Genomic DNA, 23,546 nt, shown 5'->3' with positions numbered 1-23,546 from the left:
TTCAGTGCTGAGTACCGCCCAGATACGCCGCCTTGACCGCGGGATCGTTCTTCAGTTTCTCGGCCGGGCCATGCACGGAAATCCGCCCATTTTCCAGTACGTAGCCGTAATCGGCGACATTCAGGGCGGCCGCTGCGAACTGCTCCACCAGCAGCATCGTTACGCCCCCCGCCTTGAGCCGGGAAATGATGCGGAACACTTCTTCCACCAGGATGGGCGCCAGTCCCATCGAAGGTTCGTCGAGCAGTATCACCTCGGGATTAAGCATGACGGCGCGCGCCATCGCCAGCATCTGCTGCTCGCCGCCGGACAGGGTGCCGGCCAGCTGGCCTTGGCGCTCTTTCAAGCGCGGGAACAGTTCCAGCGCCCGCTCCAGATCGAGTTTGATATCGCCGCGCGGACGCATGCGGGTAAAGCGCGGAAAAGCGCCCAGCAACAGGTTGTCGACCACGCTCATGGTGGCGAACACGCGCCGCCCCTCGGGCGAATGGGCCAGGCCGGCGCGGGCGATCTTGTGCGAGGCCAGGCCGGTGACATCGACCCCGGCCAGGGTGACGCTGCCGGACTTGGCTTTGATCATGCCGGAGATGGCGCGCATGGTGGTAGTCTTGCCGGCGCCATTGGAGCCGATCAGGGTTACCACCTTGCCTTTCGGCACGTCCAGCGAAATACCGTGAAGCACCTCAACCTTGCCGTAAGCCGCATGCAAATTGGAAATCGAGAGCATCTTATAACCCCGCTGGCTTGGAAGTGGATGGCGCGCCGGCCTCGGCTGCGACTACAGCGGCAGCGCTGTCGGCATCTTCGCCGGCGCTGCCGCCGAGATAGGCTTCGATCACCTTGGCATCGCTTTGCACCGCCGCCGGCTTGCCTTCGGCGATTTTCTGGCCGAAATCCAGCACTGTGACCGTATCGGAAATCGACATTACGACGTCCATGTGATGTTCGATCAGGATAATCGTGATGCCGTGCTGGCGGATCTTGTGGATGATCGCAATCAGCTCCTTGATGTCCGGCGCGGTCAAGCCGGCCGCCGGCTCATCCAGCAACAGCAGTTCCGGATTCAAGCCGAGCGCGCGGCCGATTTCCAGCAGGCGCTGCTTGCCGTAAGGCAGGTTGCGCGCCTCTTCGCCGGCCAGTTCGCTGAGGCCGACGAATTCCAGGATGCTGGCGGCGCGCTGCCGCGCCTGCTGTTCTTCGCGCCGGTAGCGCGGCGTGTGGAAGATCACGTCCAGCACATTGCTGCGGAAGGTGTGATGCAGGCCGACCAGGACATTTTCGGTGGCGCTCATTTCGCCGAACAGCTGCACATTCTGGAAAGTGCGGGCGACGCCGCCCAGGGCAATCGCCGCCGGCGTGGTGCCGGAAATCGTCTTGCCGTTGAACTCGACCATGCCGGCAGTCGGCTTGTAGATGCCGGTGAGGACGTTCATCATGGTGCTCTTGCCGGAACCGTTCGGCCCGATCAGGCCATGCACGCTGCCTTTGACGATATCCAGGTTGACTTCATTCAAGGCCTTGAGGCCGCCGAACTGCATCAGGATTTTCCGGCCGCTAAGCAGCGTGCTGCCGACGGCGCTGCCGCCGACCATAGGTCCCCAAGCCTGTCCAGGCTGGGCGGCAACGCCGGCCGGCTGGTCGCTTGCGGTCGCTTTGTGGCCAAGGAGATTGCGGGCGAAGCCGACAATCCCGTCCTGCAGGTAGTACACCACGAACAGCGTCATCACGCCGAAGATCGTCAGGCGCCAGTCGGTGATGTTTTCCAGCCGATAGGAAAATATCGCCATGCCGACAGTCGCGGCCAAAGGCACCGCCAATTCGCGCAAGGTCTTGCGCTTTTTCCATAGCAGGAAGGCGCTCGCCAGCACGCCGATCACGGCCGCCGCCGTAGCGATCTGGCGGAACAGTTCGATATCGGCCAGCAGGCTCGGCAGCATGACCACGATCAACGCGCCCAGCAGCGAACCGATGCGGCTCTTGCGGCCGCCCATGATCACCGCCAGCAGGAACAGGATGGTCAGCTCGAAGTTGTAGGTGTTCGGCGAAATATATTCTTCCGAATAGGCATACAGGCTGCCCGCCAGGCCGGCCAGCGCGGCGCTGATCACGAACGCGATCACTTTGTAGCGGTACACCGAGACGCCCATGCAGTCCGAGGCAATCGGGCTATCGCGCAGCGCCTGGAAGGCGCGCCCGAGATGCGATTTGACGATACGGTGGATCACGATCAGCGACAGCACCATCAAGGCCGCCACCAGGTAGAAATAGCCGACTTCGCTGAGACGGTGGCCGAAGAACTCAGGCTTGGTCAGCTTGATCCCCATCGGCCCGTCTGTCAGGAAACTCATTTCATTGATCAGGATCTGGATGATGGTGCCGAACGCCAGCGTCACCATGGCCAGGTAAGGCCCGGTCACGCGCAGCGCCGGCAACGCCAGGATGGCGCCGAACAAGGCGGTCACCGCCAGGCTGGCCGGGGCGGCGATCAGGAACGGCCAGCCCAGCTTGAACACCAGCACGCCAGTGGTATAGGAACCGATGCCGAACAGGCCGGCATGGCCCAGCGACACCTGGCCGGTATAGCCGACCACGATATCCAGCCCGAACAGCAGGATGGCGTAGATCAGGATGGTTTCCGCCAGGTGGATGTAATACGGATTCGGGATAACTTGCGGAAACGCCAGCAGCAGCAAGATGCCGGCGATCGACAGTGCGAATAACTTTTTACTCATCTTCACACCTTCTTGATGGCAGTCTTGCCGAACAGTCCGGCCGGCTTGATCGCCAGCACCAGCAACAGTAGCACCAGGCCCGGCACTTCCTTGTAGCCGGTGGAAATATAGAATCCGGTCAGGGTCTCGGCGATGCCCAGGATCAGCCCCCCGACGATCGCGCCCATGCCGGAGGTGAGGCCGCCGATGATCGCCACCGCGAATGCCTTGAGGCCGAGCGAAGTGCCCATGGTTGCTCCGGTCAGCGTCAGCGGCGCCACCAGCAGGCCGGCAAAAGCCGCCGTGGCCGACGACAGCGCGTAGGAAAACGTGATCACCATGCTGGTGTTGATGCCCATCAGGCCAGCCGCATCGCGGTCGTTCGAGGTGGCCACCACCGCCTTGCCGTAAATCGATTTGCGATTGAACATTTCCACCGCCAGCATCATCGCCAGCGCGCCCAGCACTACCACGATCTGCATCGGCTGCACATTGGCGCCCAGCACCTGGAACGGCGTCGCCGACAGCGGCGTAGGAAAGGTCAGGTCGTCCTTGCCCCAGATGTTTTCGGCGACATTCTTGAAGATGATCGCCAGCGCGATGGTTGACATGATCCAGCCGAATTCCGATTTGATCTTGAGCGCGGGCCGTACGCCTATCCATTCCACCACCACGCCTTGCAGCGCGCCGAACACGATCACTATCGGAATCATCAGCCAGTAGTTCAGATAGGGGCCGCCGTGGATGTTGCCGACCAGGCTGAGGCCGACCAGCGCGCCCAGCATCAAGGCTTCGCCCTGGCCGAAATTAAGGGTGCCGGAAGTGGCGAACGTGAGTTGATAACCAAAAGCGATCACCGCGTAGATCATGCCTAGCGCGATGCCGCTGAAGACGAGTTGCAGCAGAATTTCCATGATATGGGTCCAAGAGACTGCGATAGCCACGATATGGCAAAACGACGCTGCCGTCTGACGAAACAAATCCAGCCTGCATACCTGCGCAGGCTGGACCGATGTCGCTTAAACGGATGTTTCGCCGGGGCGCAATAACATTACGCTCCGGCTCCTTATCACTTGGCCAATACCACCCGGCCATTCTTGACTTCGCCGATCACCACCATATTCGGCTTGATCGCTTCGTGGTCGTCATGGCTATACGGCTTGGTGTAGTTGGTGACCACGCCTTCGACGGTGCTGTTCAGGTTTTCCAGGGCTTCGCGCACTTTCACGCCGTCGGTGCTGCCGGCCTGCTTGATTGCCGCCGCCAGCAGATAGAGCGAGTCATAGCCTTGCGCAGCCGACACCGGGGACGGCATGCGGTCGATCTTGTAGGCTTTCTGATAGGCTTCGATGAAGGCCTTGCGCTTGGCTGTGTTGCCATCCTGGATGAAGGTTTGCGGCATGCGCGCGCCGTCACCGTTCTTGCCGGCGTTGTCGATGAAATTCCCCATCGACAAAGTCCAGCTGCCGATGAGAGGCACTTTCCAGTTGAGTTTTTCCATGCCGTTGGCGATCTGCGCCAATTCGGGGCCGATGCCGTAGGTCAGCACCACTTCCGCGCCGCCCTGCTTGGCCTTCAGCAGCTGCGCCGTCATGTCGACGTCTTTCAGGTTGTATTTTTCAACGGCGACCGGCTTGATGCCTTTGGCGGCCAAGGCGCGCTCCAGGTCCTCGCGGCCGAGCTGGCCGTAGTTGGTGGAGTCGGCCAGGATAGCGACCTTGCTATGCTTCTGCCGCACTACCGCTTCGTCGACAATCATCGCCGACTGGATGGTGTCGTTGGCCGAGGTGCGGAAGACGTAATTATCTTTCTGGGCCGGCGCCACGAACTGCTTGGTGATGATGCTGCCGGTAGCGACGTTGTTGATGACCGGGATCTTGGCTTCCTGGTAGAAGCGCTGCGACGCCAGGGCGACGCCGGTATTGATGAAGCCGACCGTGCCGACCACTTTTTCCTTGTTGATCAGCTCTTGCGCAACCTGCACTCCGCGTTCATTCTTCGCTTCATCGTCGCGCTCGACCAGTTGCAGCTGCCGGCCCAGCACGCCGCCGTGGGCATTGATGTCGGCTACCGCCAGCTTGACGCCGTCGCGCATGGAAACACCCATCGGCGCGGAACCGCCGGTGAAAGGACCGCTCACGCCGATCTTGATAGGTTCCGCCGCCACGCCGGCCAGCGACCAGCTAATCAGCGCTGCCGCCACACACGCTTTGCTTATGGTGTTCATGCTTTCTCCTCTGTATTTTTTATAAGACAAGTACTGGCATGCACAAATACCGAAGTACTCGATTAACGTAAAACATCATCCAGCTTACTGTAAAAAAATGTTATCTGTATACAGCGGACTTCTTCAGCATTTCAGGCCACCCTTACAGCTTCCTGACAGCGGCCTTCCTTTACGTTCTTATGGCAAATATATAGAGTATGTCGCGCGGCGCATCTACCCGTATTACAGCGTGCCGCCTGCGTTTGCTGCAGACGAAAAAAAATCCCCGGCGGACCGGGGATTTTTGCGATGCTGATTCAGCGACTAATTAAATTAGATAGCTTGAATGTTCGAAGCTTGCTTACCCTTTGGGCCAGCAGTAACTTCGAAAGAAACACGTTGGTTCTCTTGCAGCGACTTGAAGCCGGAAGAATTGATTGCGGAGAAGTGCGCGAACAGATCTTCACCACCTTCGTCAGGAGTAATAAAACCAAAACCCTTCGAATCATTGAACCACTTTACGATACCAGTTGCCATTACATTTCCTATTTCAGTTAAGTTGGGCTGTCGCCCGTTAGATCGTTTGAAGCAAGAAAGAAATGACAGACTAATACTGCACTACTAGCTCGAATCTTAAACGATGTGCCATTATAACCGATAATTTTATTAAAAGCACCGGCCGGGTAAATAAATATTGCATCGGAAGAAAGAGTTGCCTTTTCGACTCCCCGTCGCCGCCTTCTGCGCCCCTTCGCCCGCTGCTTCTGCGCAAAGCGCATATAACTGTATATAACTAAAACACATAACAAAAAGAAATTATTGTGTTTTGATAATTATATGTCCAGTCATAGAATAGGCTCAGTCTTATTTACCTCACACCGATTGGGAGATCGCATGTTTCAGCTTTCCAGAAAGAAAGTACTTGTCCTGGCTTTCGCCGGCCTGAGCGCCCTGGCCTCTCTGGGTCCCGCAGCCAGCTACGCCGCAGATCTGAAGATCGGATTATATGCCGATGTCTCCACCCTGGATCCGCATTTCAACAATATCGCGCCGAATATCTCGCTTTCTTCGCATCTGTTCGACGCCTTGGTGAATGTCGATGCCAACGGCCAGCTGATTCCCGGCTTGGCGACATCCTGGAAAGCCATCGATCCGCTGACCTGGGAGTTCAAGCTGCGGCATGGCGTCAAGTTCAGCGACGGCTCCGAACTGACCGCGGAAGATGTTGTATTTTCGCTGGACCGCCCCGCCACCCTGACCACCAGCCCCGGCCCTTTCACCAGCTACACCAAGCAGATTATCGGCAAGCAGGTGGTCGATCCATATACTGTGCGCCTGAAAACCGCCACACCTTACGGCCCCCTGGCGCTGGATGTCAGCACAATTTTCATCGTTTCCAAGAAAGCCGCGCAAAACGCCACCACCGAAGACTTCAACAGCGGCAAGGCGCTGGTCGGCACCGGCCCCTTCAAATTCGCCAGCTTCAAGCGCGGCGACAGCATCGAGCTGCTGCGCAACGATGCCTACTGGGGCGAGAAACCGGCCTGGGACAAAGTTACCTTCCGCATCCTGACGTCTGACGGCGCTCGCCTGGCCGCCCTGCTGGCGGGTGAAGTCGACGCTATCGAAAACGTGCCGCCGGCCGACCTGGCCAAGCTAAAGACCAATCCGAAATTCACGCTGGCGCAAAAGATCTCGTGGCGCACCCTTTTCTGGACCCTGGACCAGTCGCGCGACAAGTCGCCCGACATCACCGACAAGAACGGCAAGCCGCTGGACAAGAATCCTCTGAAAGACGTGCGCGTGCGGCAAGCGATTTCCAAGGCCATCAACCGCCAGGCGCTGGTTGACCGTACGCTGGAAGGACTGGCGGTACCGGCCTCGAACATCATCGCACCCGGCATCCTGGGTTATGCCGATACGCTGAAAGTGGAAAAATACGATCCTGAAGCCGCCAAGAAGCTGCTGGCCGCGGCCGGCTATCCGAACGGTTTCGGCATCACGCTGCACGGCCCCAACAACCGCTACATCAACGATGAGCGCGTGGTGCAGACGGTGGCGCAGTTCCTCAACCGGGTCGGTATCCAGGCCAAGGTTGAAACGCTGCCGCTGGCAGTCTATTTCGGCAAGGCGCGCGCCGGCGACTATAGCGCGGCCTTGCTGGGCTGGGGCACGCTGGCTGGCGATTTCGGCCTGCGAACCCTGCTCGGCACCACCAATCCCGACACCGGCTGGGGTTCCTGGAACTGGGGCAAGTACAGCAATCCGAAACTCGACCAGCTGGTGCAATCCTCGCTCGCTTCCGTCGACCAGAAGCAGCGCCAGGATTTTGCCCGCCAGGGTGCGGTGGTGGCGCTCAGCGACTACGCCGTGATTCCGCTCTATCATCAATACGCCACCTGGGCCCTGCGCAAAGGCTTGAAGTACACGCCGCGCACGGATGAGTTCACCTTCGCCTATCAGTTCCGCCCCGAATAGCCACATGCTACAAAAAGCCGCTGAAGTTAGCGGCTTTTTTTACGGGATCGGCATATCCTATGGCCTCGCCCTGCTTCCCCGACACTGCCGCCGCATAATGACCGCCCCAGCTCGCACACCCCCTAACCCCGAATCCGTCTTGCGCCATCGCCCTTTCACCCTGTTCTGGGGCGCCCGCGTTGCCTCCACCGTCGCCAACCAGATGCAGATCGTCGCAGTCGGCTGGCAGGTTTATCAACTCACCCACAGCGCTTTCGACCTTGGCATGGTCGGCCTGGTGCAATTTCTGCCAGCCCTGTTCCTGGCGCTGGTGGTAGGGCATGTCGCCGACCGCTACGACCGCCGCAAGATTGCCCGCATCTGCCTGTTCATCGAAGGCCTGGCTGCCGCCGCGCTGGCCATCGGCAGTTACAACGGCTGGCTGACCAAGGAAGCGATCTTCGCCATCGTGTTCGTCATCGGCGCCACCCGCGCCTTTGAGTCGCCCACCTTGCAGGCGCTGGTGCCGGGACTGGTGCCGCCGCGCCTGCTGCCGCGCGCGATCGCCTGGTCGGCGTCGGCCACGCAAACCGCCGTGATCATCGGCCCGGCGCTGGGCGGCTTTATCTATGTACTGGGGCCAAGCGCGGTGTATGCCAGCAGCAGCGCCCTGTTCCTGGCGGCCAGCCTGCTGGTGGCGCTGATCCGCATCGAAAGCGTATTGCCGCGGCGCGAGCCCGCCACTGTCAAATCCGTGCTCGCGGGGATCGCGTTCATCAAAAGCCGGCCGGCCATCCTGGGCGCGATTTCTCTGGATTTGTTCGCTGTATTGCTGGGCGGCGCCACTGCCTTGCTGCCGATCTATGCGCACGACATCCTGGCCACCGGCCCGCTCGGCCTCGGCCTGCTGCGCTCGGCGCCGGCGGTCGGCGCTTTGTCGACTGCCATTTTCCTGGCGCGCAGGCCCTTGAGCCGCAAGGTCGGCCGCAGCATGTTTACTGCCGTCGCCATCTTCGGCCTGGCGACTGCGGTGTTTGCGCTGTCGCGCTCGTTTGCCTTGTCGCTGGCGGCATTGGTGGTGCTTGGCGCTTCCGACATGATCAGCGTGGTGGTGCGCTCTTCGTTTGTGCAGCTGGAAACGCCGGACCATATGCGCGGCCGCGTCAGCGCGGTCAACTCGGTGTTCATCGGCACCTCCAACCAGTTGGGCGAATTCGAATCCGGCGTGACGGCGGCCTGGCTGGGACCGGTGCAAGCGGTGGTGCTGGGTGGCGTTGGCACCATCATTGTGGTGCTGCTGTGGATACGGCTGTTTCCTACCTTGTTCAAGCTTGACCGGCTGGCCGATCCGCATGCGCAGGCAGCCGCCAAGCCCGAGCCGCCGTCCGCCGGCGCAGCCACGGCCGGCTAAGCCCGGCGGGCCGCGGCCTGCAGTGAAACGCACTTGGGGCTATACTCAGCGCGCGGCGCACTTATTACGCTCGACAGCCACCGATGCAGGCAGGCAAGCTGCCCGGCATTTTCGTACATCATTCAATTCTCATTCGGCCCGCAGCAAAGGAAGCATCAATGCAATATCGTGAACTGGGACACAGCAATCTGAAAGTCAGCCTGATCACACTGGGCACCATGACCTGGGGCGAGCAAAACAGCGAAGCCGAAGCGCATGCGCAGATCGAGCTGGCGCTGGCGCACGGCGTCAACCTGATCGACACCGCCGAAATGTACCCGGTGCCGCCGCGCGCCGAGACCCAGGGCTTGACCGAACGCTATGTCGGCAGCTGGCTGAAAAAATCCGGCAAGCGCGACCAGGTGATGATCGCCACCAAAGCCACCGGACCTGCGCGCAAGCCGCACAATCCGCGCCACGTGCGCGGCGGCATCAACAATTTCGACCGCAAAGGGCTGACCGAAGCTCTCAACGGCAGCCTGGAACGGCTGCAGACGGACTACGTCGACCTGTACCAGTTGCACTGGCCGGACCGCAGCGTCAACTGCTTCGGCACGCTGAACTACAACCACATGACCGATGAAGATACGGTGCCGATCGAAGAAACGCTGACCATCCTGGCCGACTTCATCAAGGCCGGCAAGGTGCGCCATATCGGGATATCAAATGAAACGCCATGGGGCATCGCGCAGTTCTTGCGTGCATCTGAAAAATTCAACCTGCCGCGCGTGGTCAGCATCCAGAATCCGTACAGCCTGCTGAACCGTACTTTCGAGATCGGCCATTCGGAATTTTCTTACCGCGAACAAGTCGGCCTGCTGGCCTATTCGCCGCTCGCCTTCGGCGTGCTGTCGGGGAAATACCTGGATGGCGCACGCCCTGCCGGCGGCCGCCTGACCTTGTTCGAACGCTTCAGCCGCTACACCAATCCGCAAGTCAACCGGGTTATTGGCGACTATGTAGCGCTGGCGAAAAAGCACAATCTGGATCCGGCGCAAATGGCGCTGGCCTTCGTCAACAGCCGCAGCTTCCTGACCAGCAACATCATCGGCGCCACCACGCTGGAGCAACTGCAAAGCAACCTGGACAGCGTCAACCTGACGCTGGATGAAGAAATCCTGCGCGAGATCGAGGCGATTCATTCGCGTCAGCCTAACCCCGCTCCCTAAGCCTGCAAGCCGGGTTGGCCGACACTAAGTCAAATCAAGCCAACCCCGGCAAGCGATCAATCTTCCGGACTGACGTCCGACCACACCGGCCCCGGGGCGCCGGCCACGATCTCTACCGGCCGGCTGGCATAGCGCCTGGCCAGCACCGCGCACACCATCAGCTGAATCTGGTGAAACAGCATCAGCGGCAACACGATCATGCCCACGGTATGGCCGGCAAACAAGACTTTCGCCATCGGCACGCCGCTCGCCAGGCTTTTCTTCGATCCGCAAAAGACAATGGTGATCTCGTCTTCCTTGTTGAAACCCATGCGCCGGCTGGCGAAGGTCGCGATGCTCAGCATCACGAACAGCAGCAGCGACACCACCACCATCAAGCCCAACAGGGAAACCGGCGGCAGCTGCTGCCACAAGCCCTGCACCACCGCTTCGCTGAAGGCGGTATACACCACCAGCAGGATCGAACCCTGGTCGACGATCTTCAAGATGATCTTGTGCTTTTCGATCCAGCCGCTGATCCAGCGCCGCGCAATCTGGCCGGCGACGAACGGCACCAGCAGCTGCAGCACGATGTTCATGATGGAATCGAAGGAGCCCTTGCCCTGGCCGTGCGCCACCACCACCAGCCCGACCAGCACCGGCGTCAGGAAAATCCCCAGCAGATTCGAGGCAGAGGCGCTGCAAACTGCCGCCGGCACGTTGCCGCGCGCGACCGAGGTAAAGGCGATCGAAGATTGCACGGTGGACGGCAAGGTGCATAAAAACAGGATGCCCAGATACAGATCGGGCGTCACCAGCGGCAGCAAGGCCGGCTTCAACAGCAGCCCAAGCAGCGGGAACAGTACGAAGGTGGCAAGCAGCACCGTCAGGTGCAAGCGCCAGTGCAGCGCGCCCTGCACCACCGCCTCGCGCGACAGCTTGGCGCCATGCAGGAAAAACAGCAAGCCGATGGCGAGCGTGGTGATCAGGTTGAAAGACAGCGCGACCTGGCCCCTGGCGGGAAGAAGACTGGCGACAAGGACGGTAGTAACCAGCAACAACGTGAAGTTGTCGGGCAAGTAACGGGGGCGAGCCATGATCAGGAAGGTCAGCTAGAGTTTAAAAAAGGCATCCCGCCGCCGCTTCCTATGCCTGGAAGGCAAGGCAGCACAGCAAATATAGACGGGATAACAAGCTCATTTTACGCATTAAGCACGACAAACAGCGCGGGATTTTGGTTTTAAGCGCACAACAATCAGGAAGCGACGGGTATTTACCACAGCCAGAACATCAGCAACCAGGCGAAATTGACCAGCGCCAGGCTGGCGACGACCGGCGCCATGCTCGCCAGACGCCGCGCCAACGACGGCGTATAGCGGCCGGTGACACGCCACGCCAGCCATACGCTCCACAAGGTGGTGGCGACCAGCAGGATCGCGCGCAAGTCATTGGCCCAGAATACCGGCAGATGTTCGCCGCGCAGCAGGCTGATGGTGGTGGCCGACAAGCCGACGAAGACGCCGCAGCCAGCCAGCGGGATGGTGGCCTGCACCAGATGATTGAAGCGCTTGCGGTCCCAGTTGCCGAGCACGCGACTGCTCAGCGCGAACAGCAAGCTCAGCGCGCTGCCGAGCACCAGGCCGGTGGTCAGGATATAGGCGATCACCAGGCCGCCGTCGAGCCAGCTGAAAACATCGTTCTGCGCCGGATAATTGGTAAACACCCACCACGGCGCATGCGTGTCGAAAGGCCACATGATGTCGCGGTCGATCAGCCAGGTCGCGATGGCCTGCTTAATCTGCACAAACCAGGGACTGGCCGACCAGTGGAAAGCGCCGATGGCGATCCCCATCAGGCCATACAGCGCCAAGGCGCTTTCCCACAGGCTGTTTTGCTGCTCGCCATGGCGCACGATTTCCTCGGTCGGCGCGCGCCAGGTCAGCTCGATGGCGTCGCGGTGACCGCTGCAGCGGCCGCACATATGGCAGTCGGCGGCGCCCTTCATGGCTCGCAACGGCAGCAGCGGCGCGCAGTTGACAGGAATCACGGTGCGCCCCTGCGTGTGGCTGTGGGTGCCATAGGAAGCGCGCCAGGCGGTTTCATTGACCTTGTAGTGGAACGGCGCCAGCTTGGCCAGCAAGCCGAACACGCCGTTCACCGGGCACAGATACTTGCACCAGACGCGCTTGTCGCGGCCATACAGATAGCCGACAATGATGGCGCCGACGGTGGAACCGCCCAGCACCAGCAGCACCGCCTTGGGGTATTGATAGACGCTGACCATCTGGCCGTAAACCGTGGTCAGGGCAAAGGCCACGAACGGCCAGCCGCCCCAGCGCATCCAGTGCGGGATCGCCTTGCCGCGGCCATGACGGCTGGCGAATTCGGTCAGCGCCCCTTCCGGACACAGCACACCGCACCAGACACGCCCCATCAGCACCATGCTGATCAGCACAAACGGCCACCAGACACCCCAGAAGGCAAACTGCGCGATCAGGGTCAGGTTCGACCAGATGTGCGCGGTCTCGTCCGGCAACGGCAGGAAGATCGGCACCAGGATCAGCAAGCCGTAGACCAGCACAATCCCCCACTGCACCCAGCGAATCAGCTTCGCGTGGTCCCGCATCCAGTCAGCCGTGCGGGAAAGTCGTGTCGCTTGGGGAATTGCGCAAGTAGTCATCAGATCATTTCACCGGGGTTGCTTTAGGCCGGGCGCGTTTCAGGAACAGCAGGACGCCGACCCAGTAAGCCGCATACACCAGCAAGCTCATCAGCGCAGGCTGTGCGCGATAGCCGGTCAGCGTGGATACCAGATTGCCAAAGGTAGTCGTATCGTCGAGCAGGCGGGAGCTGTCCCAGACCGGATCGATCAGCGTCGGGATGATATCCAGCGACATCAGACGTTCGATGCCGGTCAGCAGCAAGCCTGCGGCCAGGAACAACAATATGATTTCGGTGATTTGAAAGAAGCGGCGCCAGGAGAAAATTTTACCGCCGAGCTGCAGCAGATAGAAAGTCAGGAAGGCCAGCGCAAAGCCCAGCACCGTTGCCAATATCATGGCGCCGGCGGTTTCGCCTTGCTGCGCCAGGCCGAGGCCGTACAGGAAAATCACGGTTTCGCTGCCCTCGCGCGCAATCGCCAATGCCGCCAAGGCGAACACGCCCCACCAGCTTGCCTTTTGCATGTTCTCGCTGAGCGAGGTTTCCATGTCGCGCTTGAGCGTACGGCCATGCTTGCGCATCCAGAACACCATCTGCACGATCAAGATGGCCGCCAGGATCACCATCACGATCTGAAAGTAATCCTGGGCATCGCCCGACAGCAGTTCGCTGAAACCCAGCAGCGCAGCACCGAGGCCAATCGCGCCCAGGACGCCAACGCCGACGCCGCCCCACAGATAAGGCAGGCCGCGGCGCGCCGCGGCGCCGCCGTTCTTCAGCCACGCATGCAAAATACCCACTACCAGCAAAGCCTCGACGCTTTCGCGCCAGACGATGAATAAAACCTGGCCCATTCCCAATCTCCAATCAGTCGTGGTTGCGCCGTTCGACGCAGCCACGCAAATATCTACAATCCGAATAACGAAGCCTCTATATATAGAGGCTCTATTTAGCGACGATCACGCCCTGCGCGGTGGCATGGAAATCGTCGAAGAACTTGTACTCGCCCGGCGACAGCGGCGCAATCACCACGAAAGACTCCGCGCCCGGCGCCAATACTTTTTCCTTGCGCAGCTGAACGCTTTCAAATTCCGCCGCCGACTTGCCGAGATTATGGATTTCGATTTTGATTTTTTTACCGGCCGGCACTTCGATCCGCGCCGGACTCAATACGCCATCCTTCATTTCCAGCTTGAAGGTCGGCAAATCGGCGGCCATCGAAACCGCTGCCGCACAGAATAAGCCGATACCCAGCAAGCCGCGTACTTTGGCAGACACCATGGTCATGCTCTCCGATCGAAAATTCATGAGAGATTAATATCCGCCTTTTTTGCCGACGCCGGCGAAGGTGAATTCGTTGACCACTTCAAACGGCTTGAACCAGGCGCCGACGCCGGTTTCCTTATCCACGTGACGGCCGAAGTGCGCGCCGGCATTGGCCGACGGCGGCGAGATGATCATCTTCAGAGTGTACTTGCCCGGCCCCGCCAGCTTGACGTTGTCGCCGTAATGCGGACCGTCGCTGGCCACCATCGGCATCATGTCGCCCTTGATCACCTGGTTCGAACCGGCTTTGGTGAATACGTAAGAGATGACCAGGTTCGGCATCCAGTCGCCCTCGGCAAAGCCATTGGGATTGTTTTTGACTGCCCGGATATCCGCCTCGACATGGATGTCCGACAGCTCCGCCTTGCGCATCATGCCTTCCGGCTCCATCTTGATCGGCTGCAGGTAAACAGCGGCAATCTCCAGGCCGTTCATGATCTGCTGCTTGCCGATCGGATACTCAGCCGCTGTCGCGGCGCCGGCAATACCAAGAGATGACAACACAGCTGCCGCGATTACTTTTACCTTCATGTGATCAACCTTCTTTCGTAACGTAAACAACAAATGATAATGATTATTGTTTGATTATAGCACCGGGCGATTTTCCTCATTACCCGGGCATCGCAGGCAAGCTTCAGCAAAAAAATAGCAATCAATTGCAGAAAATGCTTCCCATTCTGCAATTGTTCAGGCATAGTAGCGGACTTGGTTGAGGGCAAGCAGAAAAAGAGATTTAGCTCTGCAAGCGAAGCGAAATATGAAGTTTTTAAATATTTTCCTCTTCCAAAATAAACAAAGATCGTATATAATTTTGTTTTTCGCGGCTGTAGCTCAGCTGGATAGAGTACTTGGCTACGAACCAAGGGGTCGTGGGTTCGATTCCTGCCAGCCGCACCAGTATTACGAGGGGTTGCAAGAGAAATCTTGCAACCCCTTTCTGGTTTACATGTCCCGATTTACGCCATCATCATCAGTTGATCGTACTCACCTCGCCAACGATCAAGTAGCTGCTGTCTTGAATGACACAAGCTCTCGAATTTTCAAAACCTGAACCACAAATACCGAGAGCGTCACCACTGCTCAAAACAGATCGGTACCGGTTTATGCATACCGGTTTTTGATCGGTCGCGTGACCAGGCCCGTACCCGCGACTTTGGATCGACCGCAACCGCTCACGCCGCAGAATCTGTGCCAGATCAAATTTGAACTACCGCTCCGCATCTGCCCGGCGAGGCAAAGCAACCGGCACATACACTTCCCATTTTTTGTAATGCACATCTGCTGTCTGCCCGCAGATTACCCAAACGCTTTTACTAGATAAGCCGCGATCTTTTGTGGCCCATTTTGTTTTGATGGGAGTGATGCATCTGGGGACCACTATCTTTAAATTAGGATCAAGGACTTCCCAGTTGGTGAGATTTTTTGCATTCTCCCGCGCGACAAATTTTCTCGCTTCTTCTCGAATCTCATAAAGCCCATGCTTGCCGGACGTCGTATGGTCGTCATCGATACCCCGATAGATCGTATGAGCAAAACAAGGGCACGAAAAAACCGAGATGAAAATCAACAGCAACTTGATAGCAAGATTCAAGCGTGACTGCGCCGACATACCCTCCTCCTTGTTCAGTCGTCCGATATTTGTGCTGCGCCTATTCGCCGTTCCTGGATACGCGTCTGATACGACTCATTTTGCCGCGGCATATTATTACTTCCAAAATAGACGCACAAAAATCATCGCTTAAAAAACGGCTTCTCTGGCTTTCGCGCCACTTATGCAAGGTGACGAACATTTGCAGTCGCCCCTGCCCAATTAGGCGCGCAGGTTTTTAGCCCCGACAGCTACTTGCACAGATAGTTTCCGTGTGGGAACATGTAGATTGTGCGCATTCGCGTACAAGGTCATCAAACAAAAGCAGCGATGGCGATATGCGCAAACCGGCCGCCAATAAAAAAACCGGCGACTTTCATCACCGGTTTTTGTTGCGCAAGCAGCGCATGCACATCATGTCGAAATCAGCGCCGCTGCGGATAGATGTCGCGTCCTGCCCTGTCGATCTGCTGGCGCAGGGCGCGCCGCTCATCCGGCGACATACGGTTGCGCGCATTGCCTTCGCCTGGTTCGGCGTTGCGCTCGCGGCCTTGCCACTGTTCATCTGGCGCAGGACCACGGCGTGGTTCATACTGAGAAGGAGGCATGCGGCGCTCGCCACGCTCCTCAGGCATCCGGTCGGAACGTGCAGAGGCGCCCATCATTGCCGACAGCAACAATAAACAAACACTGATTTTCCGAAACTTCATCATCATATGGACTTCTTTGCTGTGTGTTCAGGATAGCGGGTAAGATTAATCATCACGAATTCAGTGTAAGCTCCTCGACTTATCGCCATAAGACGATTTTGGTAAAGTTTGTAACACTTTGTAATCCATGGGTCCTAACTGTATTTTTGATGCGCACTCTGAAGTTACCATATGACCATGAATACGATCAACACCCCAACACCAACATCCACTGCCCATCAACATAAAATCCTGGTGGTCGACGACGACATCCGCTTGCGCGATCTGCTGCGGCGCTATCTGACGGAGCAAGGCTTCCAGGTGGTCACGGCGGAGAACGCGCAGGCCATGAACAAGTTGTGGATACGCGAGCGTTACGACCTGCTGGTGCTCGACTTGATGCTGCCGGGCGAAGACGGCTTGGCCATCTGTCGCCGTTTGCGCGGCGCCGGCGACCAGACGCCGATCATCATGCTGACCGCCAAGGGCGAAGACGTGGACCGCATCGTCGGCCTGGAAATGGGAGCGGACGATTACCTGCCGAAGCCGTTCAACCCGCGCGAACTGGTGGCCCGCATCGGCGCTGTATTGCGCCGCAAGGGTCCGGACGAACTGCCGGGCGCGCCGTCGGAAACGCCGCAATCTTTCGAATTCGGCGAATTCGTGCTCGACCTCGGCACCCGCACCTTGAAAAAGAACGGCGAATCGATTCCGCTGACCACCGGCGAATTTTCGGTGCTCAAGGTATTTGCACGCCATGCACGGCAACCGCTGTCGCGCGAAAAGCTGATGGAACTGGCGCGCGGCCGCGAATATGAAGTCTTCGACCGCAGCCTCGATGTGCAGATTTCGCGCCTGCGCAAGCTGATCGAGCCGGATCCGGCCAGCCCGCTTTACATTCAAACGGTATGGGGACTGGGCTACGTGTTCATTCCGGAAGGCCAGCCGCGTTGATGCCTGTTTGCGCGGCATGGCTTTTCTCCAACGGAGGTTGCATCGCGTGGTCGCATGGTAACCACTAACCGCCTGGCCTGGCTCAAAAGTGGTCTGCTGTGGCGGACCTTTTTCATGCTGGCGTTCCTGATCACGGTCAGCATGGTGGCCTGGGTCGCCAGCTTTCGCATCGTCGAGCGCGGCCCGCGGGCGCAGCAGCTGGCGGCGCAGATCATCTCGATCGTCACCATCACCCGCGCCGCCCTCACCCACTCAGCGCCCGATTTACGGCGCGAGCTGCTGTTCGACCTGGCCAGCAACGAGGGCATCCGCATCTATCCGCTGGAAGACACCGACCAGATCGATCCGCCGGTTGACGACTCCTTGATGCCGGACCTGGAAAAGGAAGTGCGGGCGCGGCTCGGCAACCAGACCCGCTTTTCTTCCAAGGTCAACGAGATCGGCGGCTTCTGGGTCAGCTTCAAGATCGATGGCGATGAATACTGGCTGGTGCTGGACCGCGAGCGGGTCGAGCGCGGTTCCGGCGTGCAATGGTTGCAGTGGGCCAGCGTGGCGCTGATACTGTCGCTGCTGGGCGCGATGTTCATTTCCACTCTGATCAACCAGCCGCTGTCGCGCCTGACGGCGGCGACCCGGGCGGTGGCCAAGGGCTTGCAGCCGGAACCCTTGCCGGAAACCGGTCCGACCGAAATTGAAGAGGCCAACCGCAGCTTCAACCAGATGGTCAGCGATTTGCAGCGCATCGAATCGGACCGTGCGATCATCCTGGCCGGTATTTCGCACGACCTGCGCACGCCGCTGGCGCGCATGCTGCTGGAAGTGGAAATGGCGAACCTGTCCGACGACGCCCGCAGCGGCATGCAATCCGACCTGGCGCAGATGGATGGCATCATCGGCCAGTTCCTGCATTACGCCAAGCCGACCGACACCAGCAGTTTCGAGCGGATCAACCTGAGCGAACTGATCGAGAATGTGGTGCAGGCGGCGGAACGCCAGTCCGATATCCGCATCCAGACTCAGATCGCGCCGGATATCCATGTCTCCGGCAACGAGACCGAACTGCGCCGCGTGCTGAACAATGTCATCGAAAATTCCCGCCGCTACGGCAAGAAGGACGGCGACGACTGCGTCATCATCGATATCAGCTGCCAGGCGCGCCAGGACCGGGCTATCGTGACCCTGGCCGACCACGGCCCCGGGATTCCCGACAGTGAAATAGACCGCTTGCTGCGGCCGTTCACCCGCCTCGACGTCGCCCGCGGCCAGGCCAACGGCTCCGGCCTGGGGCTGGCGATCGTCAGCCGCATCGTCAAGCAGCACGGCGGAAAACTGCGCGTCAGCAACCGCGAAGGCGGCGGCTTGTCGAGCCAGATCGAACTGCAGCTGAGCTAAAGCCGACCTTTAGTAGTCGGCGCCCGCGTGGGCATTGCATGCCCACCCTACATCTTGATTAGCGTGGAAAAAGCAAGGCCACGGCTTCCGCCGCAATGCCCTCTTCCCGTCCCAGATAACCCAGCTTCTCGTTGGTTTTGGCCTTGACGTTGACCTGGCTGACGGCGATGCCGCAATCTGCGGCGATGTGGGCCACCATCTGTGGGATATGCGGCGCCATTTTCGGCGCCTGGGCGATGATGGTCGAATCGATATTGCCGACCACATAGCCGGCTTCGCCGATCAAACGCACCGCTTCCCGCAGCAGCTTGCGCGAATCGGCGCCGGCAAACTGCGCGTCGGTATCGGAAAAATGGCGGCCGATATCGCCTAGCGCGGCGGCGCCGAACAAGGCGTCGATGATCGCATGCAGCAGGACGTCGGCATCCGAATGGCCCAGCAGGCCGGTTTTATGCGGAATCGTCACGCCGCCGATGATCAACGGCCGTCCGACCTGCAAGGCGTGGCAATCGTAACCCTGGCCGATGCGAAACTGCTGATTCATGCCCGCTCCTTCATACCTGCTCCTTTAAAAACATTTCTGCCAAGGCGACGTCGTGCGGCAGCGTCACCTTGAAATTGCGCGGACTGCCTTCGACCAGGCGCGGCCGCAGGCCCAGCAACTCGACCGCGCCGGCTTCGTCGGTGACGGCATCCGCCAGCGTCAAGGCGCGCACCAGCAGCCCATGGCGGAACATCTGCGGCGTTTGCGCCGCCCACAACCCGCTGCGCTCGACAGTTTCCGCCACGCGCGCATTGTGGTCGCCGCGCTTGAGGGTATCGACCACCGGCAGCGCCAGCAAGCCGCCCACCTGGTCATCTTTCAAGGTCGCGATCAGATGCGCGATCAAGCCGTGGGTCAGGCCGGGCCGGGCGGCGTCGTGCACCAGCACCCAGTCTTCCTCGCCCACCTGTTCCTTGATCGCCTGCAAACCGTTCAGCACCGATTCGTGGCGGCTTGCGCCGCCGTGGAACAGCACCGTCACCCGCGCCTGCAGATGCGGCGCAGCCGCCATCAGGTCGGCGATATAGCCGTCATCGGGGCTGACCACCACGAATACGTGGCTGATCTCGCTGGCGGCAGCAAATGTCGTCAGGACATGCGCCAGCATAGGCTGGCCGGCCAACGGCATATATTGTTTCGGGAGCGCCGCTCCCAGCCGGGCGCCGACACCGGCAGCGGGAATCAGCGCAAAATAAGAGGATGCATTCATGCGCAATGGGCTCGCTGGAGTTGCTGAAGAAATGTCATGAATAATTTAGATAAATGGCGAAAACCGCGCATAGCCTGCATTCCGTGGCGGAAATCGGCAATTCAGCCCGTGGTTTATAATGCGGCTCTGAATTTTAACTGTCAAATCAGGCGTATTGTGGCTTTTTTTGACCATGCAAGACCATCGGCAGGCCATGTGCATCCCATCGGTTGCGGCATCGTTTGCTTCAGCTTGCCTTACGTTTCATGTTAACAGGCTCTAATGTCCCTTGATCTAGAAAATTTGCTGCCCAAGCCTGCCACGCGCTTCGCCCTGCCGGCCCTGCACGGCTCGGCCGATGCCTACGCCCTGGCGCAAGCAGCGCTGGCGCTCAAGCCGCAACAGCGGATGCTGGTAGTGGTGGTGGCCGACGCCACCGACGGCCAGCGCCTGCGAACGGAAATCCCGTGGTTCCAGGCCAGCGGCGAGCAGCCTAACGGCCTGCGCTGCCATTTGCTGCCGGACTGGGAAACCCTGCCCTACGATGCCTTTTCGCCGCACCAGGACCTGGTGTCGGAGCGCCTCGCCACGCTATATGAAGTGCAGAGCGGCCAGTGCGACGTCTTGCTGGTGCCGGCCACCACGGCGCTGGTGCGGATGGCGCCGCCCTCTTTCCTGGCCGGATACACCTTCTTTTTCAAGCAAGGCGAGACGCTCGACGAAGCACGCCTGAAATCGCAACTGACGCTGGCCGGCTACAGCCATGTCAATCAGGTCATGTCGCCCGGCGAGTACTCGGTGCGCGGCGGCCTGATCGATATTTTTCCGATGGGTTCGGTGCTGCCCTACCGGCTCGACCTGTTCGGCGACGCCATCGAAACCATCCGCACTTTCGATGCCGACACCCAGCGCTCGCTGTATCCGGTGAAGGAAGTGCGCCTGCTGCCGGGCCGCGAATTCCCGATGGACGAAGCGGCCCGCTCGGCCTTCCGCAGCCGCTGGCGCGAAGTGTTCGAAGGCGATCCCTCGCGTTCGGCGATCTACAAAGACATCGGCAACGGCATCGCCTCGGCCGGCATCGAGTACTACCTGCCGCTGTTCTTTGAAGATACCGCAACCCTGTTCGACTACCTGCCTGAGAACGCCACCTTCGCCCTGGTGGGCGACATCGACGGCGCCATACAGCGCTTCTGGGGCGATACCCAGTCGCGCTATAAATTCCTGAAATCGGACCGCGAGCGGCCTCTGCTGGCGCCGGAAGCCCTGTTCCTGACCGGCGAAAATTTCTTCGGCCTGGCCAAACCTTTCGGCCGCTGGGTGATCCAGCACAGCGACGCCGCCTCCGACCTGTCGGCGCCGATTCCGAATATCGCGGTGAACCGCCGCATCGACGACCCGCTGACCAACCTGCGCGCTTATCTGCTGCAGAGCGGCAGCCGCGTCATGATCTGCGCCGAAACCAATGGCCGCCGCGAGACCCTGCAGCAGTATTTCAATGAATACGACCTGCCGCTGGCCCTGTGCGACGGCTACGCCGATTTCATCACGTCGGAACACAAGCTGATGCTGGGCGTGGCGCCGCTGCATGCCGGCTTTGCACTGCCGCAGCTGGCCTTCATCACGGAAACCGAACTGTATGCCGGTTCCGGCCGCAGGATAGGCAAGAAGAAGCAGGAAGGCGCGACCCAGGTCGAATCGATGGTGCGCGACCTGTCCGAACTGAAGATCGGCGATCCCGTAGTGCATATCAACCACGGCATCGGCCGCTACATGGGCCTGCTCAGCATGGACCTGGGCGAAGGCGAGACCGAATTCCTGCATCTGGAATACGCCAAAGACACCAAACTGTACGTGCCGGTGTCGCAGCTGCATGTGATTTCGCGCTACTCCGGCGCCTCGCCGGAGGACGCGCCGCTGCATGCGCTGGGTTCCGGCCAATGGGAAAAAGCCAAGCGCCGCGCCGCCCAGCAAGTGCGTGATACTGCGGCTGAACTGCTTAACCTGTACGCCCGGCGCGCGGTGCGCCAGGGCCACGCTTTCGAATATTCCGCGCACGATTACGAAGCCTTCTCCGAAAGCTTCGGCTTTGAAGAGACCGCCGACCAGGCCGCCGCCATCAATGCCGTCATCAAGGACATGACCAGCGGCAAGCCGATGGACCGCCTGATCTGCGGCGATGTCGGCTTCGGCAAGACCGAAGTCGCCTTGCGCGCCGCGTTTGTCGCGGTGTTGGGCGGCAAGCAGGTCGCCATCCTGGCGCCGACCACACTGCTGGCGGAACAGCATGCGCAGACTTTTGCCGACCGCTTCGCCGACTGGCCGGTGAAAATCGCCGAACTGTCGCGCTTCCGCTCCGGCAAGGAAATCACGCAAGCCATCAAAGGCATGGCCGACGGCACGCTGGACATCGTGATCGGCACCCATAAATTATTATCGGACGATATCAAGTTTTCCCGGCTGGGGCTGGTGATCATCGACGAGGAACACCGCTTCGGCGTACGCCAGAAGGAAGCACTGAAGGCGCTGCGCTCGGAAGTCGACGTACTGACGCTGACCGCCACGCCGATCCCGCGCACGCTGGGCATGGCGCTCGAAGGCCTGCGCGAGTTCTCCATCATCGCCACGGCGCCGCAAAAGCGCCTGGCGATCAAGACTTTCGTCCGCAGCGAAGGCGAATCGACCATCCGCGAAGCCTGCCTGCGCGAGCTGAAACGCGGCGGCCAGGTCTACTTCCTGCACAATGAAGTGGAGACCATCCAGAACCGCAAGGCCATGCTGGAAGCGCTGCTGCCGGAGGCGCGCATCGCCGTCGCCCACGGCCAGATGCATGAGCGCGACCTGGAAAAGGTGATGCGTGATTTCGTCGCCCAGCGCTTCAACATCCTGCTGTGCACCACCATCATCGAAACCGGCATCGACGTGCCGACCGCCAACACCATCATCATGCACCGCGCCGACAAGTTCGGCCTGGCGCAGCTGCATCAATTGCGCGGCCGCGTCGGCCGTTCGCATCACCAGGCCTACGCCTATCTGCTAGTGCATGACGTACAAGGCCTGACCAAGCTGGCGCAGCGCCGCCTGGATGCGATCCAGCAAATGGAAGAACTGGGCAGCGGCTTCTACCTGGCCATGCACGACCTGGAAATCCGCGGCGCCGGCGAAGTCCTGGGCGACAACCAGTCCGGCGAGATGCACGAGATCGGTTTCCAGCTGTATTCCGACATGCTCAATGAAGCAGTGCGCTCGCTGAAGAACGGCAAGGAGCCGGACCTGGCCGCGCCGCTCGCCAGCACCACCGAGATCAACCTGCATGTGCCGGCCCTGTTGCCCAACGATTACTGCGGCGACGTCCACGAGCGGCTGTCGATCTACAAGCGGCTGGCCAACTGCAACGCGCAAGACAAGATCGACGACCTGCAGGAAGAACTGATCGACCGCTTCGGCAAGCTGCCGGATCCGGCCAAGGCGCTGATCGAAACGCACCGGCTGCGGATTTCCGCCAAGTCCATCGGCATCGTCAAGATCGACGCCCATACCGACTCGGCCTTGCTGCAGTTCTTGCCGAATCCGCCGATAGACGCCATGCGCATCATCGAGCTGATCCAGAAAAACCGCCATATCAAGCTCAACGGCCAGGACAAGTTGCGGATTACCGTCAACATGCCGGACCTGGCGGCGCGCCTGACCCAGGTCAAAGCCACCATCAAAGCCCTGGCGGGATGAGTTTGTTTA

At 59.9% G+C, this 23,546-nt stretch carries 20 protein-coding genes and 1 tRNA gene; 7 read left to right on the top strand and 14 right to left on the bottom strand.

The window, feature by feature from the left end:
- Nucleotide 1: 1 nt before the first annotated feature.
- The 5 genes from AC07V8_RS02820 to AC07V8_RS02800 all read right to left on the bottom strand — a co-directional run bounded on the left by AC07V8_RS02820 (nucleotide 2) and on the right by AC07V8_RS02800 (nucleotide 5,454).
- Nucleotides 2-727, bottom strand: coding sequence for an ABC transporter ATP-binding protein (locus AC07V8_RS02820; RefSeq protein WP_494676748.1), 726 nt, complete (start codon nucleotides 725-727; stop codon nucleotides 2-4).
- A gap of 1 nt (nucleotide 728) precedes the next feature.
- Nucleotides 729-2,732 carry a branched-chain amino acid ABC transporter ATP-binding protein/permease gene (locus tag AC07V8_RS02815; protein ID WP_494676749.1) on the bottom strand — a complete coding sequence of 668 codons (2,004 nt, stop codon included), beginning with the start codon at nucleotides 2,730-2,732 and terminating at the stop codon, nucleotides 729-731.
- A 2-nt stretch (nucleotides 2,733-2,734) separates the two neighbouring features.
- A complete protein-coding gene (locus AC07V8_RS02810) occupies nucleotides 2,735-3,625 on the bottom strand; it encodes a branched-chain amino acid ABC transporter permease (RefSeq protein ID WP_494676750.1) in 891 nt (296 codons plus the stop codon).
- A gap of 155 nt (nucleotides 3,626-3,780) precedes the next feature.
- Nucleotides 3,781-4,938, bottom strand: coding sequence for an ABC transporter substrate-binding protein (locus AC07V8_RS02805; protein WP_494676751.1), 1,158 nt, complete (start codon nucleotides 4,936-4,938; stop codon nucleotides 3,781-3,783).
- 312 nt (nucleotides 4,939-5,250) lie between these two features.
- Nucleotides 5,251-5,454, bottom strand: a complete 204-nt coding sequence (locus AC07V8_RS02800; protein ID WP_014005790.1) for a cold-shock protein — start codon at nucleotides 5,452-5,454, stop codon at nucleotides 5,251-5,253.
- 357 nt (nucleotides 5,455-5,811) lie between these two features.
- Here AC07V8_RS02800 and AC07V8_RS02795 point away from each other — a divergent pair, with 357 nt between their 5' ends.
- The 3 genes from AC07V8_RS02795 (at nucleotide 5,812) to AC07V8_RS02785 (ending at nucleotide 9,993) form a co-directional block, all read left to right on the top strand.
- A complete protein-coding gene (locus AC07V8_RS02795; protein ID WP_494676752.1) occupies nucleotides 5,812-7,395 on the top strand; it encodes an ABC transporter substrate-binding protein in 1,584 nt (527 codons plus the stop codon).
- A 97-nt stretch (nucleotides 7,396-7,492) separates the two neighbouring features.
- On the top strand, nucleotides 7,493-8,785 hold the full coding sequence (locus AC07V8_RS02790) for an MFS transporter (RefSeq protein WP_494676753.1): 1,293 nt from the start codon (nucleotides 7,493-7,495) through the stop codon (nucleotides 8,783-8,785).
- A gap of 158 nt (nucleotides 8,786-8,943) precedes the next feature.
- On the top strand, nucleotides 8,944-9,993 hold the full coding sequence (locus AC07V8_RS02785) for an NADP(H)-dependent aldo-keto reductase (RefSeq protein WP_494676754.1): 1,050 nt from the start codon (nucleotides 8,944-8,946) through the stop codon (nucleotides 9,991-9,993).
- Nucleotides 9,994-10,049: 56 nt separating this feature from the next.
- Here AC07V8_RS02785 and AC07V8_RS02780 read toward each other — a convergent pair whose 3' ends face one another.
- From AC07V8_RS02780 to AC07V8_RS02760, 5 genes are all read right to left on the bottom strand, one after another.
- Complete coding sequence (locus AC07V8_RS02780) at nucleotides 10,050-11,069, bottom strand: bile acid:sodium symporter family protein (RefSeq protein ID WP_494676755.1); 1,020 nt, start codon at nucleotides 11,067-11,069, stop codon at nucleotides 10,050-10,052.
- Nucleotides 11,070-11,245: 176 nt separating this feature from the next.
- Entirely contained in the window at nucleotides 11,246-12,598 is a 1,353-nt protein-coding gene (locus AC07V8_RS02775) for a 4Fe-4S binding protein (protein ID WP_494677224.1), read from the bottom strand.
- A 58-nt stretch (nucleotides 12,599-12,656) separates the two neighbouring features.
- Nucleotides 12,657-13,487: an FTR1 family iron permease gene (locus AC07V8_RS02770; protein WP_494676756.1), complete on the bottom strand. Its 831-nt coding sequence runs from the start codon at nucleotides 13,485-13,487 to the stop codon at nucleotides 12,657-12,659.
- Nucleotides 13,488-13,578: 91 nt separating this feature from the next.
- Entirely contained in the window at nucleotides 13,579-13,914 is a 336-nt protein-coding gene (locus tag AC07V8_RS02765; RefSeq protein WP_494677225.1) for a cupredoxin domain-containing protein, read from the bottom strand.
- A gap of 33 nt (nucleotides 13,915-13,947) precedes the next feature.
- Nucleotides 13,948-14,490: an iron transporter gene (locus AC07V8_RS02760; protein ID WP_494676757.1), complete on the bottom strand. Its 543-nt coding sequence runs from the start codon at nucleotides 14,488-14,490 to the stop codon at nucleotides 13,948-13,950.
- A 289-nt stretch (nucleotides 14,491-14,779) separates the two neighbouring features.
- On the opposite strand from AC07V8_RS02760, the gene AC07V8_RS02755 reads away from it, so the two are divergent.
- A tRNA-Arg gene (locus tag AC07V8_RS02755) sits at nucleotides 14,780-14,856 on the top strand.
- Between the two features lie 310 nt (nucleotides 14,857-15,166).
- Here AC07V8_RS02755 and AC07V8_RS02750 read toward each other — a convergent pair.
- Nucleotides 15,167-15,568: a hypothetical protein gene (locus tag AC07V8_RS02750; RefSeq protein ID WP_494676758.1), complete on the bottom strand. Its 402-nt coding sequence runs from the start codon at nucleotides 15,566-15,568 to the stop codon at nucleotides 15,167-15,169.
- A gap of 404 nt (nucleotides 15,569-15,972) precedes the next feature.
- Nucleotides 15,973-16,155, bottom strand: a complete 183-nt coding sequence (locus tag AC07V8_RS02745; RefSeq protein WP_494676759.1) for a hypothetical protein — start codon at nucleotides 16,153-16,155, stop codon at nucleotides 15,973-15,975.
- A gap of 279 nt (nucleotides 16,156-16,434) precedes the next feature.
- Between AC07V8_RS02745 and ompR the strand changes: the two genes are divergently transcribed.
- Both ompR and AC07V8_RS02735 read left to right on the top strand, forming a co-directional pair.
- Nucleotides 16,435-17,190 (top strand): osmolarity response regulator transcription factor OmpR, encoded by a 756-nt coding sequence (gene ompR, locus AC07V8_RS02740; RefSeq protein ID WP_494676760.1) that lies wholly within the window; start codon nucleotides 16,435-16,437, stop codon nucleotides 17,188-17,190.
- Between the two features lie 54 nt (nucleotides 17,191-17,244).
- Nucleotides 17,245-18,582, top strand: coding sequence for a sensor histidine kinase family protein (locus AC07V8_RS02735; RefSeq protein ID WP_494676761.1), 1,338 nt, complete (start codon nucleotides 17,245-17,247; stop codon nucleotides 18,580-18,582).
- A gap of 58 nt (nucleotides 18,583-18,640) precedes the next feature.
- Here AC07V8_RS02735 and ispF read toward each other — a convergent pair whose 3' ends face one another.
- Together ispF and ispD are read right to left on the bottom strand one after the other, a co-directional pair.
- Nucleotides 18,641-19,126 carry a 2-C-methyl-D-erythritol 2,4-cyclodiphosphate synthase gene (gene ispF, locus AC07V8_RS02730; RefSeq protein WP_494676762.1) on the bottom strand — a complete coding sequence of 162 codons (486 nt, stop codon included), beginning with the start codon at nucleotides 19,124-19,126 and terminating at the stop codon, nucleotides 18,641-18,643.
- 10 nt (nucleotides 19,127-19,136) lie between these two features.
- Nucleotides 19,137-19,835 carry a 2-C-methyl-D-erythritol 4-phosphate cytidylyltransferase gene (gene ispD / locus AC07V8_RS02725; protein WP_494676763.1) on the bottom strand — a complete coding sequence of 233 codons (699 nt, stop codon included), beginning with the start codon at nucleotides 19,833-19,835 and terminating at the stop codon, nucleotides 19,137-19,139.
- Between the two features lie 261 nt (nucleotides 19,836-20,096).
- Between ispD and mfd the strand changes: the two genes are divergently transcribed.
- Nucleotides 20,097-23,537, top strand: a complete 3,441-nt coding sequence (gene mfd / locus AC07V8_RS02720; protein ID WP_494676764.1) for a transcription-repair coupling factor — start codon at nucleotides 20,097-20,099, stop codon at nucleotides 23,535-23,537.
- Nucleotides 23,538-23,546: the final 9 nt, after the last annotated feature.

It is taken from the genome of Collimonas sp. GW821-FHT02H07, from assembly GCF_059421505.1.
Note: the sequence above shows the minus strand (reverse complement) of the source record. Positions and strands in the feature narration are given on the sequence as shown.

Bases quoted from the DNA above. Each gene is read 5' to 3' on its own strand.
- AC07V8_RS02820 (WP_494676748.1), bottom strand. From the start codon at position 727: ATGCTCTCGATTTCCAATTTGCATGCGGCTTACGGCAAGGTTGAGGTG.
- AC07V8_RS02790 (WP_494676753.1), top strand. From the start codon at position 7,493: ATGACCGCCCCAGCTCGCACACCCCCTAACCCCGAATCCGTCTTGCGC.
- AC07V8_RS02735 (WP_494676761.1), top strand. From the start codon at position 17,245: ATGGTAACCACTAACCGCCTGGCCTGGCTCAAAAGTGGTCTGCTGTGG.
- AC07V8_RS02780 (WP_494676755.1), bottom strand. From the start codon at position 11,069: ATGGCTCGCCCCCGTTACTTGCCCGACAACTTCACGTTGTTGCTGGTT.
- AC07V8_RS02785 (WP_494676754.1), top strand. From the start codon at position 8,944: ATGCAATATCGTGAACTGGGACACAGCAATCTGAAAGTCAGCCTGATC.
- AC07V8_RS02805 (WP_494676751.1), bottom strand. From the start codon at position 4,938: ATGAACACCATAAGCAAAGCGTGTGTGGCGGCAGCGCTGATTAGCTGG.
- AC07V8_RS02810 (WP_494676750.1), bottom strand. From the start codon at position 3,625: ATGGAAATTCTGCTGCAACTCGTCTTCAGCGGCATCGCGCTAGGCATG.
- AC07V8_RS02770 (WP_494676756.1), bottom strand. From the start codon at position 13,487: ATGGGCCAGGTTTTATTCATCGTCTGGCGCGAAAGCGTCGAGGCTTTG.
- mfd (WP_494676764.1), top strand. From the start codon at position 20,097: ATGTCCCTTGATCTAGAAAATTTGCTGCCCAAGCCTGCCACGCGCTTC.
- AC07V8_RS02775 (WP_494677224.1), bottom strand. From the start codon at position 12,598: ATGCGGGACCACGCGAAGCTGATTCGCTGGGTGCAGTGGGGGATTGTG.
- AC07V8_RS02815 (WP_494676749.1), bottom strand. From the start codon at position 2,732: ATGAGTAAAAAGTTATTCGCACTGTCGATCGCCGGCATCTTGCTGCTG.
- ispF (WP_494676762.1), bottom strand. From the start codon at position 19,126: ATGAATCAGCAGTTTCGCATCGGCCAGGGTTACGATTGCCACGCCTTG.
- AC07V8_RS02795 (WP_494676752.1), top strand. From the start codon at position 5,812: ATGTTTCAGCTTTCCAGAAAGAAAGTACTTGTCCTGGCTTTCGCCGGC.
- ompR (WP_494676760.1), top strand. From the start codon at position 16,435: ATGAATACGATCAACACCCCAACACCAACATCCACTGCCCATCAACAT.
- AC07V8_RS02765 (WP_494677225.1), bottom strand. From the start codon at position 13,914: ATGGTGTCTGCCAAAGTACGCGGCTTGCTGGGTATCGGCTTATTCTGT.
- AC07V8_RS02800 (WP_014005790.1), bottom strand. From the start codon at position 5,454: ATGGCAACTGGTATCGTAAAGTGGTTCAATGATTCGAAGGGTTTTGGT.
- AC07V8_RS02760 (WP_494676757.1), bottom strand. From the start codon at position 14,490: ATGAAGGTAAAAGTAATCGCGGCAGCTGTGTTGTCATCTCTTGGTATT.
- AC07V8_RS02745 (WP_494676759.1), bottom strand. From the start codon at position 16,155: ATGCCTCCTTCTCAGTATGAACCACGCCGTGGTCCTGCGCCAGATGAA.
- AC07V8_RS02750 (WP_494676758.1), bottom strand. From the start codon at position 15,568: ATGTCGGCGCAGTCACGCTTGAATCTTGCTATCAAGTTGCTGTTGATT.
- ispD (WP_494676763.1), bottom strand. From the start codon at position 19,835: ATGAATGCATCCTCTTATTTTGCGCTGATTCCCGCTGCCGGTGTCGGC.